This is a genomic window from Methylophaga nitratireducenticrescens (genome assembly GCF_000260985.4).
GTDB classification, from domain to species: domain Bacteria; phylum Pseudomonadota; class Gammaproteobacteria; order Nitrosococcales; family Methylophagaceae; genus Methylophaga; species Methylophaga nitratireducenticrescens.
Genome location: NC_017857.3, coordinates 847489 through 861689, shown reverse-complemented (window position 1 = coordinate 861689; position 14201 = coordinate 847489). Strand labels below are relative to the sequence as shown.

General features: G+C 41.4%; 16 protein-coding genes and 1 tRNA gene. 10 read left to right on the top strand and 7 right to left on the bottom strand.

The annotated features are described in order from the left end of the window. The 8 genes from Q7A_RS04100 (at window position 1) to Q7A_RS04065 (ending at window position 6526) form a co-directional block, all read left to right on the top strand. A complete protein-coding gene (locus Q7A_RS04100) occupies window positions 1-519 on the top strand; it encodes a MotA/TolQ/ExbB proton channel family protein (RefSeq protein WP_014706068.1) in 519 nt (172 codons plus the stop codon). Continuing rightward, the gene (locus tag Q7A_RS04095; RefSeq protein WP_014706067.1) at window positions 516-839 is read left to right on the top strand and encodes a DUF2149 domain-containing protein; all 324 of its coding nucleotides are present in this window, start codon (window positions 516-518) and stop codon (window positions 837-839) included. Before Q7A_RS04100 ends, Q7A_RS04095 begins: the two co-directional genes overlap by 4 nt. 705 nt (window positions 840-1544) lie before the next feature. After that, the gene (locus Q7A_RS04090) at window positions 1545-1820 is read left to right on the top strand and encodes a type II toxin-antitoxin system TacA family antitoxin (protein WP_041354352.1); all 276 of its coding nucleotides are present in this window, start codon (window positions 1545-1547) and stop codon (window positions 1818-1820) included. Then, the gene (locus tag Q7A_RS04085) at window positions 1811-2302 is read left to right on the top strand and encodes a GNAT family N-acetyltransferase (RefSeq protein WP_014706064.1); all 492 of its coding nucleotides are present in this window, start codon (window positions 1811-1813) and stop codon (window positions 2300-2302) included. Before Q7A_RS04090 ends, Q7A_RS04085 begins: the two co-directional genes overlap by 10 nt. A 111-nt stretch (window positions 2303-2413) precedes the next feature. Next, window positions 2414-3298, top strand: coding sequence for a competence protein CoiA family protein (locus tag Q7A_RS04080; protein ID WP_014706063.1), 885 nt, complete (start codon window positions 2414-2416; stop codon window positions 3296-3298). Between the two features lie 210 nt (window positions 3299-3508). Then, on the top strand, window positions 3509-5044 hold the full coding sequence (istA, locus tag Q7A_RS04075; RefSeq protein WP_041354483.1) for an IS21 family transposase: 1536 nt from the start codon (window positions 3509-3511) through the stop codon (window positions 5042-5044). 11 nt (window positions 5045-5055) lie between these two features. Beyond that, the gene (istB, locus tag Q7A_RS04070) at window positions 5056-5802 is read left to right on the top strand and encodes an IS21-like element helper ATPase IstB (protein ID WP_014706061.1); all 747 of its coding nucleotides are present in this window, start codon (window positions 5056-5058) and stop codon (window positions 5800-5802) included. A 94-nt stretch (window positions 5803-5896) separates the two neighbouring features. Beyond that, window positions 5897-6526: a hypothetical protein gene (locus Q7A_RS04065; RefSeq protein WP_014706060.1), complete on the top strand. Its 630-nt coding sequence runs from the start codon at window positions 5897-5899 to the stop codon at window positions 6524-6526. A gap of 126 nt (window positions 6527-6652) precedes the next feature. On the opposite strand, the gene Q7A_RS04060 is transcribed toward Q7A_RS04065, so the two are convergent. Then, on the bottom strand, window positions 6653-7024 hold the full coding sequence (locus Q7A_RS04060; RefSeq protein ID WP_041354349.1) for a hypothetical protein: 372 nt from the start codon (window positions 7022-7024) through the stop codon (window positions 6653-6655). Between the two features lie 122 nt (window positions 7025-7146). Between Q7A_RS04060 and Q7A_RS04055 the strand changes: the two genes are divergently transcribed. Beyond that, window positions 7147-7875 (top strand): PP2C family protein-serine/threonine phosphatase, encoded by a 729-nt coding sequence (locus Q7A_RS04055; protein WP_014706059.1) that lies wholly within the window; start codon window positions 7147-7149, stop codon window positions 7873-7875. A 10-nt stretch (window positions 7876-7885) separates the two neighbouring features. Here the strand turns inward: Q7A_RS04055 and Q7A_RS04050 are convergent, their stop codons facing one another. From Q7A_RS04050 to Q7A_RS15710, 4 genes are read right to left on the bottom strand one after another with little or no spacing between them, the layout of a single operon-like run. Continuing rightward, window positions 7886-9076, bottom strand: coding sequence for a hypothetical protein (locus Q7A_RS04050; protein ID WP_041354347.1), 1191 nt, complete (start codon window positions 9074-9076; stop codon window positions 7886-7888). Window positions 9077-9078: 2 nt separating this feature from the next. After that, window positions 9079-9936: a serine/threonine protein kinase gene (locus tag Q7A_RS04045; protein WP_014706057.1), complete on the bottom strand. Its 858-nt coding sequence runs from the start codon at window positions 9934-9936 to the stop codon at window positions 9079-9081. Further along, window positions 9920-10657, bottom strand: a complete 738-nt coding sequence (locus Q7A_RS04040) for a helix-turn-helix transcriptional regulator (protein WP_169697683.1) — start codon at window positions 10655-10657, stop codon at window positions 9920-9922. Before Q7A_RS04040 ends, Q7A_RS04045 begins: the two co-directional genes overlap by 17 nt. A 48-nt stretch (window positions 10658-10705) precedes the next feature. Next, a complete protein-coding gene (locus Q7A_RS15710; protein ID WP_084227439.1) occupies window positions 10706-11110 on the bottom strand; it encodes a site-specific integrase in 405 nt (134 codons plus the stop codon). A gap of 36 nt (window positions 11111-11146) precedes the next feature. On the opposite strand from Q7A_RS15710, the gene Q7A_RS04030 reads away from it, so the two are divergent. Next, on the top strand, window positions 11147-12031 hold the full coding sequence (locus tag Q7A_RS04030) for an IS982 family transposase (RefSeq protein WP_014706222.1): 885 nt from the start codon (window positions 11147-11149) through the stop codon (window positions 12029-12031). 770 nt (window positions 12032-12801) lie between these two features. Here Q7A_RS04030 and Q7A_RS04020 read toward each other — a convergent pair. Beyond that, a tRNA-Arg gene (locus Q7A_RS04020) sits at window positions 12802-12878 on the bottom strand. Window positions 12879-13077: 199 nt separating this feature from the next. Next, window positions 13078-14085, bottom strand: a complete 1008-nt coding sequence (locus Q7A_RS04015; protein WP_014706055.1) for a fatty acid desaturase — start codon at window positions 14083-14085, stop codon at window positions 13078-13080. Between the last annotated feature and the right edge of the window lie 116 nt (window positions 14086-14201).

Below are 14201 nucleotides of genomic sequence, written 5' to 3'. Positions count from 1 at the left end.
ATGTTTATAGAATCCATTTTATACCAACTTTCATCATGGTTCCTTATTCCAGTTTTGCTGACAATAATCTTTGCTTTTGTCTATACGCTCTATCAATTGGGGCAGTTTCTGATAGAGGGCTTGTTTCGATTACGTAAAGGAACCGAAGGCTGTGCGTTATGGCAATACCGGCAACAACATCCCACGCTAGACTCGGAGCATATGGAATTATTCATACTGAAAGAATTGGAAGGTTTGAGAATTACTGCCAGAACAGCACCGTTGCTTGGGTTGGTAGCAACCATGATTCCAATGGGACCTGCTCTTGCCGGTGTTGCGGCAGGTGAAATGGCACTCGTCGGAGAGCAGGTAGGTATCGCCTTTGCTGCTGTTATTGTTGCCTTAATCGCCGCGTCGGGATGCTTTATCATGCTCACCATCAAACGCCGATGGCGCGTGACCACACTAAAACACATCGAAGATATTCAATCTGCTTCTTGTACAAATAACCGCCACAACTCCATCAAGGAGGCAGCATGAAGCAACGGCTGCTAGGCACCGAAGACGATGATCCGATCTTGAGTATGGTGAATATCATCGATGTTTTTCTAGTCATCATCGTTATTCTGTTTATTCTGTTACTTAACAACCCATTAAACCCACTCAGTCATGATGACGTCACGGTGATTAAAAATCCCGGTAAGGAAAATATGGAAATCGTAATAAAGAAAGGTGAAAAGCTTGAACATTACAAATCCAGCAGTGAAGCAGGCAGTGGCCAGGGCATTAAGGCTGGAATCACCTATCGTCTTGATGATGGCAGCTTAATTTATGTTCCTGAAGGAGAAAGTACTGACTAATCAGTACATAAATGAACATAACTGCATAGTATTGGATGGATAGCTTGCTGACCTAAAAACTTTTTCTCGAGGGAAACATAAGATTCATCAATTGAAACGCCCTATACGCACCGACATGGTTACAGAGGTATTTTATAACGGATTCACTTCGAAGGTATTATTTCGCAAATGTATGGCGTTGGCGTTTACAGAAGAGCCAGAAATATTTAGCACTTTTCTGCATGCTAAGGCTGATTTATCATCTGAACTGACCATTCAATTATCTGAAGTGCTTGGTATTTCAGTTGAATCCTGGCTTAAGCTGCAGGAAAATTACGCTAGGGCTTAGGGCTTGTTGATCTTTCATATCCACCTCTGTTGTGAGCTGAAAAAGCGTCAATCAAGGCACGAGGAGTGCCTTTTAGTTGTTCTAAATAAGCGACGAGCAACGCAGAGTGGCGCTTTTTCAGTCACAACCCGCAGGGCAGGGGCTATTTTTCCGCCCCTGCATATCTTAATCAATAAAAACATATTTTAAATCAAAAGCTTAATTCAGATATTCATATGAGTATCTGAGTATCTGAGTATCTGAGTAAATAATACTCAAGGACTTCATTAAATTTACCAATGCAGGTTATTAACTAAAAGTTTAATAACTTCATATGCTCGTATAGCAATGAGCTACACACGTATATATAATTGATATACAAAACAGGAGTGATATCCATGCAAGAAACTATAAAAAGACAAGCACCAATTAACTTACGCGCACTGCCAGCTCAGCGCGCTTTAATTGACCGTGCGAGCCAAATTTGTGGGAAGAGTCGTACTGATTTCGTTCTAGAAGCAGCATGTCGCGAAGCAGAGAATATCTTGTTAGACCAGCGATTATTTTTTCTCGATGAGCAAACCTTTAATGCCTTTGAAGAAAGCTTATTAGCACCGGTTAAAGACAACCCTGCCTTACGTAAATTGTTGGCTAGCCCATCCCCATGGGAGTAAGTGCCCCAACCCCATTAAAAGATGACCACGATATATCTCAATTTAATTGTGGAAATCAAACACTTAATAACTGGCTTCAGCACACTGCGTTAAAAAATGAACGTCATGATGGTTCAAGAACATTTGTGGTGTGTGATGATAAGCGTGTTGTTGGTTACTATACGCTCGCAGCAGGAGCTATCCAGCGCCTTGATGCTTCTGGCAAAGTAAGAAGAAACATGCCTGAACCTGTTCCCGTCATTGTTCTAGGTAGATTGGCTGTTGATCTAGCTTACCAGGGTAATAGGGTAGGTCCTGGTCTTCTCAAAGATGCCTTATTACGAGTGATTAGTATCAGCGAGCAAATTGGGATAAAAGCAATGCTTGTTCACGCTATATCTGAAGAGGCTAAAAACTTTTATCTTCATTATGGTTTTACTGAATCACCAACTAATGACATGACATTGATGATTACTATCAAGGATGCCGTGGCACATTTATGACGAATCAGTTATGTGACTTAAGCAATCTCAGTATTAAATCGGTACAAATAAGCTAAAAAAATTAGCTTTAAAATAGATATTGATGAAGAACTCAACAAATGGATTTGAACGATGGCATTAGTGAAAATTGGTTGGGGGAAAACACAAGATGGTAAATTTATTCACGTTAATGAAGCTACACGAGGGAAGAAATGTAACTGTACTTGTCCAGAATGTGGTACTCCATTAATCTCTAGGCAAGGCGAAGTCACAGCATGGCATTTTGCTCATTCACTACCCGTTGAATGTTATGGTGAATCCGTTCTCCATAAAGTCGCCAAGCAAATCATTACTGAAGCTGCTGACAGACAAAAATCATTTCTAATTCCTTCACTCGAAAAGGAACTAACAACAAATGATCTGATCGGTAAAGAGCACCTCACAACCTGGAAATATTCGGAAAGAATTGTACTTCTAGATGATGCAAAAGAAGAAATCAGACTTAGAAATGGGCTGATAACAGATGTTTTAGTAAGTGAAAAAAATCAAGAAACATCGCTTGCAGTTGAAATATTCGTAACCCATAAAAAATCTGAAATAGATATCCAGAAATTTTCAGAAATCAAACAAGATGTCATTGAGATTGATCTTTCAAAAGTTAATCCTCTATCAGATAGAAAAACTTTGGAAGAGCATGTATTGCGAGGCCCCGATAGGTATTGGCTTTTTAATCAAGAAGAGTCAAACCAATTAAGCATTCATCAACAAAATGTAGATAAGGTTAACCAAAATTACATTGATGAAATGATGCAGCTTGTATTACCAACTATCAACTCAGGTCAGCTGAAAAACCTTCGATTTATGTGGCCACAACTTACAAAAAATGTCTCTAAGAAAGGCATATTTACTGATGTTCTTTTTGGTAAGGCCCTCAAAACACCGAAAATTACTGAACTTAATTACCAGAAATCATACTCGTTGACTGGATATGGCTGTGTAACTGCATGTTTCGGCTGAATCCGATCACTGATTTCGGTTCAATCCGATCACCCATTTCGGTTTAATCCGATCGCCTGTTTCGGTTTTATCCGAACACTTTTAGCCTTTTTCCGAAATCACTGTTCGGTTTACCGAAGCAAGTGTTCGGAATGCCGAAATACCGTTCTTTTTCTAACTAAATCAATTGGTAAGCTTTCCTGACGTAACTTTACTGAGGAATGGCTGACCATGGCTAGAAAGAGAACACAAATGAACAAGATAAAAGATATCCTGAGACTACGATTTGACGCAGGTCTCAGCTTAAGAGACGTCAGTAAATGCTGTGCGGTTGGCCCTGCGACCGTCAGTGAAATTCTATCCCGTTTTTCTGCCAGCGGACTCACTTGGCCATTGCCAGAGCAATGCAGTGACACCGAGCTTGAAAATGCCGTCTATAAAGGCAGAAACGTCTCACGCCACAAACGCCAGCCTGATTTTGTCACCATGCACCATGAGCTCAAACGCAAGGGCATGACCAAACTGTTGTTGTGGCAGGAGTATCGAGAGGAAGAACCGGCAACCGCCTATGGTTACACCCAGTTCTGTGAACATTACGGTCGGTGGGTAAGAACACAAAAACGCAGCATGCGACAGCTGCATCTTGCCGGGGACAAGCTGTTCATTGATTATTGCGGACCGACTGTTCCGATAATTGACCCCAACACGGGTGAAGTCCTCTACGAGGCACAAATCTACGTCGCAACGTTGGGTGCATCGAACTATACTTATGTTGAAGCGATGCGCTCGCAACAGCTGCAAGACTGGATCATGGCACATGTCCATGCCTTTACGTTCTTCGATGGCGTGCCTCAGCTTTTAGTCCCCGACAATCTGCGTTCAGCCGTGACCAAAGCCAGTTCATACGCGCCAATACTGAATGAAAACTATGCACGTATGGCCAGGCACTACGGCACGGCCATTATGCCGGCAAGACCCTATAAGCCGAAAGACAAATCCAAAGTTGAGAATGCGGTACTGATTGTGGAACGCTGGATCTTGATGCGTTTGCGCCATGAGCACTTCTATACGTTATCGAGCCTGAATCAGCGGATACAGGAACTGCTGTTTGAACTTAACCACCGTCAACAACGCGTTCATCCAGGCTCACGTTATGAGTTGTATATCCGGCTGGATAAACCGGCATTGATGCCTTTACCAGCTTACGCTTATGAGTATATCGACAGCAAGCAGGCACGCGTTGGACCTGATTATCATGTGCTGTATGCCAAACATGCTTACTCGGTACCACATCACCTTGTTGGTAAAAACGTCACGTTAGAAGCAACAGCACAAATTATCTGTATCTATTACCAGGGCAACGTCATTGCTCAGCATCCAAGAAAACATCAGCCTGGTGGCTTTACCACCGTCAAAGAGCATATGCCAGAAGCCCATGTAAAACAGCGCTGGAGTACCGAGCGATTACTTGGTTGGGCTAACAACATCGGTAGCGGGTGCCGTACGGTGATCACTTCACAGCTTCAACGACGACAACACCCTGAACAGGCCATTAAAAGCTGTCTGGCCATCCTCACGCTTACCAACAAATATGGACAGGAACGACTTGAAGCTGCGTGTCAAAAGGCATTGCTGCTTGAGCAGCCACATTTAAAAGTGATTACGAATCTCTTGGTGAACAACAAAGAACGCGACACCAGCTTTACCGGTGCTGATGAGCAACCGGTTAATCACCACAACATCCGTGGACAACACTACTACCAATAAGGACGCTGACCATGAGTTTATCCTCATTGCATGAACAGTTAAAAGCACTACGGCTGGGCCACTTTTGCCAGGCACTGCAACAGCAACAAGCACAACCCAACACCTACGCCGATATGAACTTCGAAGAGCGGCTTGGGCTTTTGGCAACCCATGAACTGTTGTGTCGCGATAACACAAAAGTCACGCGCCTGGTCCGGCAGGCAAAGCTTCGTTTTGATGCTCGCCCCAGTGGTATCGACTATCGCAGTGACCGGGGGCTTAAGAAAGAAAAAATAGCCACATTACTGAGCGGACAGTACTTACATTACAACCAGAATATTATCATTACCGGTGCCACTGGCTGCGGCAAAACACATCTTGCCTGCGCCCTGGCAACACAGGCTTGCGAGCAACATCACAGTGCCCGTTACTATCGGCTCGGTGAGTTGCTTGATGAGCTGCATGTTGGGAGAGCTGATGGTTCATACCGGCAACAACTCACTGTGCTGGCTAAACGTAAGCTACTTGTCCTTGATGACTGGGGAATGGAAAAGCTGACCGCACGTCAGGCCAACGATTTACTGGATGTGATGGAGCTGCGTTACCAACAATCCAGCACTATCATCGCCAGCCAAATCCCCACCGCAGAATGGTACACACTGATACCCAGTCCAACAATCGCAGATGCATTGCTCGATCGTTTACTGCACAACAGTCACCGTATTGAACTAACTGGAGAATCGATGAGAAAACTAGACCAATCCGATCACTTAGCGTAAAAAAAGCATTATGAAAAAGAACGGCTAACGGGTGATCGGATAACTCCGGAATCGCTGTTCGGAATCACCGAAATACGCAGTAACTGATGCAATCGTGGAGAATAGGACCAAAATCAATGTCTGTTTTATTTTACTAGACACGGAAATACCATCTGTTAATAAAGATAAACCTTTACTGGTTTTTGAATATGACCCAACCTCAAAAGAATTTGTTCTAAGCTGGTTTCAAATACGCAAATGGGAAGAAAAACTGAAAGATTTAGCAGAAAAAGATTTACAAACGAAGCTTGCGGCTGAACAAAACAAATATCATAAACAGATCTTATACGCGGAAAACTTTTCAGCAAAATCCGACAAGGAAAAGATTCAATTCTTAGCCAACGAGCTCTCACTGCCTCCACCCTACAATGCTGGCCAATACTTAGAACATTGGAATACAACTTGGCACGTATGGAAAGCACTGGTCTGGAAGTACAAAGTCCTTAGAAAGCAAGGAATGATTATAGATGTCGAGCATATATCTGATGATAATTGGCTTGAACAACTATTAAGTTGGCCTAAAACTGAGGAAGCTCAAATACAACGGTCAAAAAATATCTGGTATTGGTTTTCAAGGGACCTCGAAAATTCAGCTATTATGGAACACAGGGGAAACATGATATTCAAAGTTTCTTCATCTATACCTGAAAAATTTATTCCTTGGGCAAAAATAGTTGCTCAGTAGTTAGGGGTAATTTTAATTTGTTGCCCATAAAGTCCTGACTGTTCTTTCCTTTTGGGAACTAGAATGTCCTTCAATTTATTGATTGGCTTTCAAAATTAAAAGATCTCAATTTTATTGCAAACGAATTCATGAACTTTTTAGTCTTTCATAGCGTGTATAAGCAGACATTAATGTATTACATACATCTTGAGCAAAAGCGGAAACATACTCTACAGGTAGATTTTTTACGTACCCAGTGCGAGCACCAATGTGCTGAATGGTTTTAGGTACAGTATAAAAATTCAATAGATCTTGTAATTCTGAAATAATAAATTCTTGTTCCTCGAAAAGAAAAGCATCATCCTTAGGATCAACGGTTATATAGTCCCAATCAACATCACCAAATTCACATCTTCTTTCTGTTTTTACCATGGGGATATTCTTAGATGTGCAGATGTGAAACCATTTAGACTCATTATCCTTTGAGCTTTTGAATTGTTCAAGAAAGGATATTTCCATAACTTTCCCCATAAAATCTTATAAGAATGGAATGAATAGCAGTATGACATCAAAGTCACAAAAACTATAACTTCATCTATAATTGCTCTGTATTACCGTCCCATGAATTTGAGTAACTCTATATGTATCATTTTTACGCAAAATCCATTAAAGGTGCACGCAAAAGTAAGAATGATGATTGCTTCTTAGTGAACCAGTTCCTCGGCAGTACCGATAATTACAAATCTCAAACTAAGAAAGATCAGTTTCTTGTTGGAGTAGCGGATGGAGTTGGAGGTGTACCCTTAGGAGGATTCGCAGCAAAATTCCTGATGGAAAATATATCTAATAAAGGCAAGCTTCTTTCTCACGCCTTAATTTTAAATATTATTAATAATTCCCATTCATATCTAAGAAAAGAATTTATGGGTGAAGCCCAAACAGTATTTACTCTGGCTTTTTGTAATCAAGAGATCGTGAGTATTTACCATGTTGGAGATACACGCCTTTATAAGGTCACTGATAGAAACATAGTTCAAATCACTAAGGATGAGACTTATACACAGGAATTAATAGACAAAGGGGTTATTAGTGATGAAATGAAAAATTTTCATCCACACAAAAACATCATTAAGCAATCAATAGGTGGTGATAGAGACATTATTATGAATCACTACAAATGCACTATAGAACCTGGAGAAACACTTTTACTCTCGACGGATGGAATTCATGACTATTTGTTTGATGAAGATATAAAAAATATTTTTAAATCGTCTAAAAATATCCAAAAAAACATTAACACTTTAATCGAGAAATCAGTGGAAATGGGTTCTAATGATGATATTACTGTTATAGCTGTAACAAACAATTAGGATAAGCTAACTACCATTTTCTCTTTAAAAGAGGACCATACTCTTTTTGTAAGACATCTATCGCATCAAGATTATAGTCTGCAACCTCCTCAAAACTTCTGCCACTTTCCCTGATTCCTTGGCTTTTTAACTTATGAATAAATGCCAGTGAACCATTAATCAGTTCTTTATTAAAATTAACCGTTTCATCAAAAGTACTTTTTGTAGCAAGATTACATTGCTTCTTGAGCTCATCTAAATAATGTCTGAATGCTAAAGACTCGTTAAAACCTGAACTTGAAGGTGGGTGTGCGTTAAAAAGCTTATCAATGTAGGCGTTAGTTTTACCATAAGGTTTCAATAAATCTAATCCATTTACCCTCTCTGCTTGATCCAACGCCCTCAACCTGTATTCAGATAAAGCTTGAGGACAGTAATACCAAGTCGCTCTTCTACTTACTGAATCCTCATTCTTGATAAGAAATTTCTTGGGATTAAAACTTCTCACATTAAGAAATGTTCCTGAAGCTATTGCATCTGCTCTGGAGCACGACAGATAAAGCATTTGATGATTAGCATATGCAACAATCACTTTTCTAGATTGTAATTTTAACCCTGCAACCAGAATGGACAAATTGGCTAACCAATTTGTATTTTCCATCAGGTACTCACCTTCAGGAACGATGTAGTAACCATCTACTTTCCAGCTACTTGATGCATCGATTAACCTTTCAATTGCATCCTCATCTTCTAATACATCTTTGTTAAGAGCGATTGTTGCGTATCTTTCCTTATCATTAAATGTTTTATATGCTGCTTCCAAAAATGTATATTGGTAATCAAACCAAATATCATCTACTCCATCACATATTACAGAAGGAATTATGTAAGCATAGGTCTGGGTGATTGTGTTCAATTTTTTAATGGCATCAAACTTTGAGGCCAAGAACTTAGAATCACTCAGAACTGATGTATCGTACTGCTCACTGTCATTAATCCAGTAATCATGTTCAATAAGTTTTTCATGAGTTGCTCTAGGATTGTAATATTGAGGATCTAAAAGAGTTTTACCATCGGACTTTAATAATTTCTTAGAAAAAGTTTCTAACTGTTCTTGCTTTAAATCTCTAGGACTCAATATCACTGTTCCCTCACCCCATTTTTCAATAAGATGTTCACAATGCCCCATCATTCCATGTCCGAATTGTAAAAATAGATCCATTATTACCCTCTTGACTCATAGTTTTTAAGTATAGTATCAAACCATTCTCTAGCTTCCACAGCTGAGCTTGGCCTTCTATTTCTATACTTATTCATACATGCATTTATAAATTCATTAAGCTCATCATGTTCACCGCCATTCACTTCTAAACTAAAACTTCCGCGCTGAATTTTTCTAATGACATGAATAATATTTTCACTACCATCTAAAAAAGGGTTAGTGCCGGTGAGCCCTTCATAAGCAATGACGCCAAGAGAATATATATCTACTCGACTATCTATATGTTTTTTTTCATTATTGATTTGTTCTATCGGAGCATAACCAGCGGAATGTGGTCCAAACCTGCTATTAGTATCTGTCAAAGACTCCATTGAGAGATCACGGGCAATTCCAAAATCTATTAGGTAGTAGGTGCCATCATACGCTCGCATGATGTTCTCAGGTTTGATATCTCTATGGACTAAATTCCTTCCTTCAAGCAACTGAATTGCAGTCAGTATAGAACTCAAAAGCTTATATACTTCACTATGTGTGAGTAATTGATTCTCATTAAGATATTGTCTTAAGTTCACACCATCGATATACGACTCAATGATAAAAAAGAATTTTTCATCTTCGAACTCTATTTCACCGTCATCATAAATTATTGACGTATTGAATCCCTGGCAGCCCTTTACAATTTCAATTTCGCGTTTAATTCGTTCAATATCTTGATCAGGCTTTATTACTTTCAGTATGACAGTCCCATGCTCAGGGTGCTGAGCCGTAAAAACATATTTCTGTCCAGCAGTATGATGCAATTCTATAGCTTTCAGCCCCTGCTCACTAAAACAACGTGCAATTCTATCGGAGGGTCTCATAACGTCCTACCCATTCATTAAACATCCATGAAATATGATTCTTGGGGAGTGCTTGCTTTTCAGCCTTGTGAATTTCGACAATCCCGTTGCCGTTAAGTCTATACAAACCAATTCCGTTAGTTCTAAAACGGTTAAGTGTAGTTTCTTTTGGTTGTTTTACAGCTGAAAGGGCATATGATTCTGATGAAAACCACTTGTTAGCATGAGCTTGGTTCAATAGAGAATCCCACTGATTCAATTTTGCTTCGACTGTAACTATACTTTTAAGAAAATACGTATCTCGCAGTGATTTAGCTACCCACCTTTCACCTTTTCTATCTATTAAGCCAGCATCAAAAAGTTTTTCAATTGCCTGCAAGATAGTTTTGTAGCTGAAGTTAGTTTTATCAACAATCTGATTTGCATTAACTCCACGCAAAGTTCGAATATTTTGAAGAACTTTTAAATCATTAACATTAATATTGTTACGACTTGGCCTCCATTGATCGATAGCTTTTGGGTTATATTCAGCTATTACTATATCTGGATATGCTTGCTCAACTAGTGGCTCAATAAATATTGATACTCTATTTTGTTTATTTTTATATGAGTCAACAAATCGTTCTATGAACTGATGTACCATTTCTAATTCGGGTCCAACAGTTGGTTTTCGAAATTTTAGGCCGATATCCTTCGACGCAGTATCAATTAAAGCTACGTTTGACACTTTTACATTCTCCAATAGTTTCACCTAACATACTCTTTTCATGCTGCCTATAATAGTTACAAATTAGTTTTTTAAATTTTCGGCTAAATCCTCAGCTTTTAGATGAGTATACCGTTTCAACATAGCTAGGTCCTTATGTCCGGTTATAGATGATACTTCCATAAGGTTGAATCCTTTTTCAAAAAAACGGTTGGTTGCTTCATGCCTTAGGTCATGAAATCTAAGACTTTCAATATGTGCTCGACGACAGCAACGATCAAACGCGGTAGTTATTGAATCCGCTTTGATCGAGAAAACTCGCCCATTTATATTACGCGGGATACTTTCCAGGATTTTTAGGGCTACTGGTGAAAGGGGCACCGTCCTATTTTCACCATTTTTTGTGTCCAGAAGCTTAGCTGTTCTTTTTAATCTAACCTGAGCTGCGCATAAGAAAAGAGGAACTAAAAGCCTGAGCCACGATCGAATCGTTTGACCAAAAACGAGAAACGAAAGGGCTCAAGTATGTACAATTTAGAGAAAATGTATTGCGAAGTCGATGATTTTTGCCAAAGATTTATCCCGGCCTGGCAACACCAGCAGATAGCAGCCGGAGATAAATGCCGGAACAAGCCTGGCAAGTTGTCGGAAAGTGAAGTCATCACTATTCTGATTTTATTTCACCAGCTCCGCTTCAGAGACTTCAAGACCTTTTATACACACTATGCTCGGAAGCACTTGAAGCAAGCTTTCCCCCAACTGGTTAGCTATACCCGCATGTTGAAACTGCTGCAAAGTGTGCTGGTTCCCCTGTGTGCCTTTATGACACAACGTTACGGCAAACCAACCGGCATCGCCTTTGTTGATTCAACCAAACTGGCGGTATGCCACAACATTCGCATTCCTCGAAACCGTGTCTTTAGCGGTGTTGCAGAGCGAGGCAAGGGCACCATGGGCTGGTTTTATGGCTTTAAGCTACACCTGTTAGTGAACGAACAAGGTGAAATACTTTCAGTAAAAATCACAACGGCCAATATTGATGACCGCAAGCCCATACCGGACATGGTCAAACAGCTATGGGGCACCTTGTATGGCGATAAAGGTTATCTGTCTCAAACACTTAAAGAGTCATTAGCCGAACAAGGCATTAAGCTGGTCACCGGCATTCGCAAGAATATGAAACCGCAACTGATGACGTTATGGGACCGGTTGATGTTGAGAAAACGCTATGTGATTGAAACAATATTTGACCAATTGAAGAATATTTCTCAAATCGAACACTCACGGCACCGCAGCCCTGTCAGCTTTATGGTCCACCTCATGGCTGGATTGGTGGCTTATACCTTCCAACCCAAGAAGCCTTCTATCAAGTTGAACAGGAATGAAAAGGGCGCGCTTATGCAGATCTGAGGTTAATCTATTAATGTTTTCCCATCTGAGCTCGACAATTTCGCCACGTCGCATTGCTGTTTCAATTGCGAATGAAATAATGGCTGAGAGTTCACCACCATATTCTTTAGCAGCTAATAATAGTCGTTCCTCTTCATTCCCTTCTAAACGCCTCTCTCTGCCTCGTTTGGGTTGAGGGGGTACTGTGATCATGTCAATTGGATTTCCATGGGGGAGATAGATGCCCCACTCCTTGGATGCAACCACAAGAATACGTCTAATACACAGTAGATCTTTTCTGACGGTTTCAGGTTTCACCTTTTTCAATCGTGTATCACGATAGTCAGCCAAGATTTCCGGGGTCAATTGAATAGCCATATAGTCACCAATATGACTACATATGCCTCGGATCATGGAATCCATTTTTATGGATGATTTTTTGGAAGGTAAGACTTCGGAACTGTAGCGATCTGCTATCTGTTGGAATGTCGTGCTCTCAGCACGTGAGCTTGAAATAAAAACCTTGTTGTCCATTTGGACTTCAACTTGAGTTGCCCATCTTTGAACATTTGCTTTATTTCTGAACGTCTTAGTTTGTACTGGATAACCTTTTTTGCGGATCTTCGCTTGCCACTGTCCATCGCCGCGTTTGGTATAAGTCGCCATAATTTATAATCATCCTTTATCATGCGCATATCACATAAGCAGTCCCAAAAGTGTCCCAAATGCATAAAACATGGGTTACACTTTTACATGACAATAATCTAAGTGATTGAATAAATAAAGGATTATGGTGTCCCTGACAGGAGTCGAACCTGTGGCCTTCCCCTTAGGAGGGGGACGCTCTATCCATCTGAGCTACAGGGACATCGGCCGTAATTATAACAGGGGCACTTCCAGTATAAACCTTCGATTTGGCTTTAACGTTTTGGTCAGAGATTTATAGCGATGTTCCGGTGGCAGCAATATGGCAGATGAATATCCAATAAACTCGAAACCCGACCCTTCCTAAATGCAAACTGAAACCTGACAGAACCATCCTTTGCGCATAGCGGATTGCCGTAAGATCAGACCTTTGCCTCTCTGAAGCTGACAAGGCGATGCTTTTCCTCGTCCCACAGAGCCAGACGCACAGAGGCGAAGCTCTGCCATAGGGTGATGTGACCTACTTCACGCAGTTCGGGATAATCGCGCAGGACTTCGGGCAGACGGTAGAAGGGAATGCGACTGCTGAGGTGATGGATATGGTGAATCCCGATGTTGGCAGTGAACCAGCGCAGAATGCGAGGCAAATCGTAGTGCGAACTGCCATGCAGCGCGGCCTCTTGTAGAGTCCAGTTGGATTCGTGCTCCCAGTAAGTGTCTTCGAATTGGTGCTGAACATAGAAAAGCCAGACGCCTATTGTTGCTGCCAGCAGCGTGATTGGCAACTGCACAAGGAGGAAGGGGCCAATACCCACCAGCCACATCATCGCGGCAACAACGACCAGAATTGCCACATTAGTCATCATAGTGCTCAGCCATGGCATCCATCCTGCGCGCATGAACCCTACTGGCAATCGATTGTCGAGCAGAAATAGGTAGGCTGGGCCAAGAGCGAACAGGACCAATGGATGACGGTAGAATCGGTAACGTTGTCTCTTGTTGCGAGGCAAAGCTCGAAATTCCTCAACGGTCAGGGTATCGATGCCGCCGATACGCGGGCGATCGAGATTACCAGAGTGCGCATGATGATGTCTGTGAGTGTGGCGCCAGAAGTCGAAGGGCGTCAGGTTCAATACACCGATTACTCGTCCAACCCATTCATTGGCCCCTTTTGAAGAAAAAAAGGCACCATGGCTGCAGTCATGTTTGATCATGAACAACCGCACAAGAAAGCCTGCGGCAGGAATGGTGATCAGAAGACCAAGCCAGTGTCCGGCACTCAGTGCCGCCCAGGATAGGGTCCAGAGAAGCGCAAAAGGGACCAATGTAACCAGCAGTTCAATAATACTGCGGGCGATACGTGATGTGCGGTAATCTTTCAGGGCCCGCATAATGGTGCGCGGTTCGCTGGAGATGTCGTTGTTTTGCATTGTGGATTTAATTGGCAGGCTCCTGTCTCGTCCGGCTTAACATACCGGGTGCTGCGGCCTCGTTGTGGTGCTTGCTTTGACGTACGAGTCATGACTTAGCATGCTCCTATTCATGG

Excerpts from the sequence above, each read along its gene's own strand:
- Q7A_RS04100 (WP_014706068.1), top strand. The coding sequence starts at position 1 with ATGTTTATAGAATCCATTTTATACCAACTTTCATCATGGTTCCTTATT.
- Q7A_RS04095 (WP_014706067.1), top strand. The coding sequence starts at position 516 with ATGAAGCAACGGCTGCTAGGCACCGAAGACGATGATCCGATCTTGAGT.
- Q7A_RS04090 (WP_041354352.1), top strand. The coding sequence starts at position 1,545 with ATGCAAGAAACTATAAAAAGACAAGCACCAATTAACTTACGCGCACTG.
- Q7A_RS04085 (WP_014706064.1), top strand. The coding sequence starts at position 1,811 with ATGGGAGTAAGTGCCCCAACCCCATTAAAAGATGACCACGATATATCT.
- Q7A_RS04080 (WP_014706063.1), top strand. The coding sequence starts at position 2,414 with ATGGCATTAGTGAAAATTGGTTGGGGGAAAACACAAGATGGTAAATTT.
- istA (WP_041354483.1), top strand. The coding sequence starts at position 3,509 with ATGGCTAGAAAGAGAACACAAATGAACAAGATAAAAGATATCCTGAGA.
- istB (WP_014706061.1), top strand. The coding sequence starts at position 5,056 with ATGAGTTTATCCTCATTGCATGAACAGTTAAAAGCACTACGGCTGGGC.
- Q7A_RS04060 (WP_041354349.1), bottom strand. The coding sequence starts at position 7,024 with ATGGAAATATCCTTTCTTGAACAATTCAAAAGCTCAAAGGATAATGAG.
- Q7A_RS04055 (WP_014706059.1), top strand. The coding sequence starts at position 7,147 with ATGTATCATTTTTACGCAAAATCCATTAAAGGTGCACGCAAAAGTAAG.
- Q7A_RS04050 (WP_041354347.1), bottom strand. The coding sequence starts at position 9,076 with ATGGATCTATTTTTACAATTCGGACATGGAATGATGGGGCATTGTGAA.
- Q7A_RS04045 (WP_014706057.1), bottom strand. The coding sequence starts at position 9,936 with ATGAGACCCTCCGATAGAATTGCACGTTGTTTTAGTGAGCAGGGGCTG.
- Q7A_RS04030 (WP_014706222.1), top strand. The coding sequence starts at position 11,147 with ATGTACAATTTAGAGAAAATGTATTGCGAAGTCGATGATTTTTGCCAA.
- Q7A_RS04015 (WP_014706055.1), bottom strand. The coding sequence starts at position 14,085 with ATGCAAAACAACGACATCTCCAGCGAACCGCGCACCATTATGCGGGCC.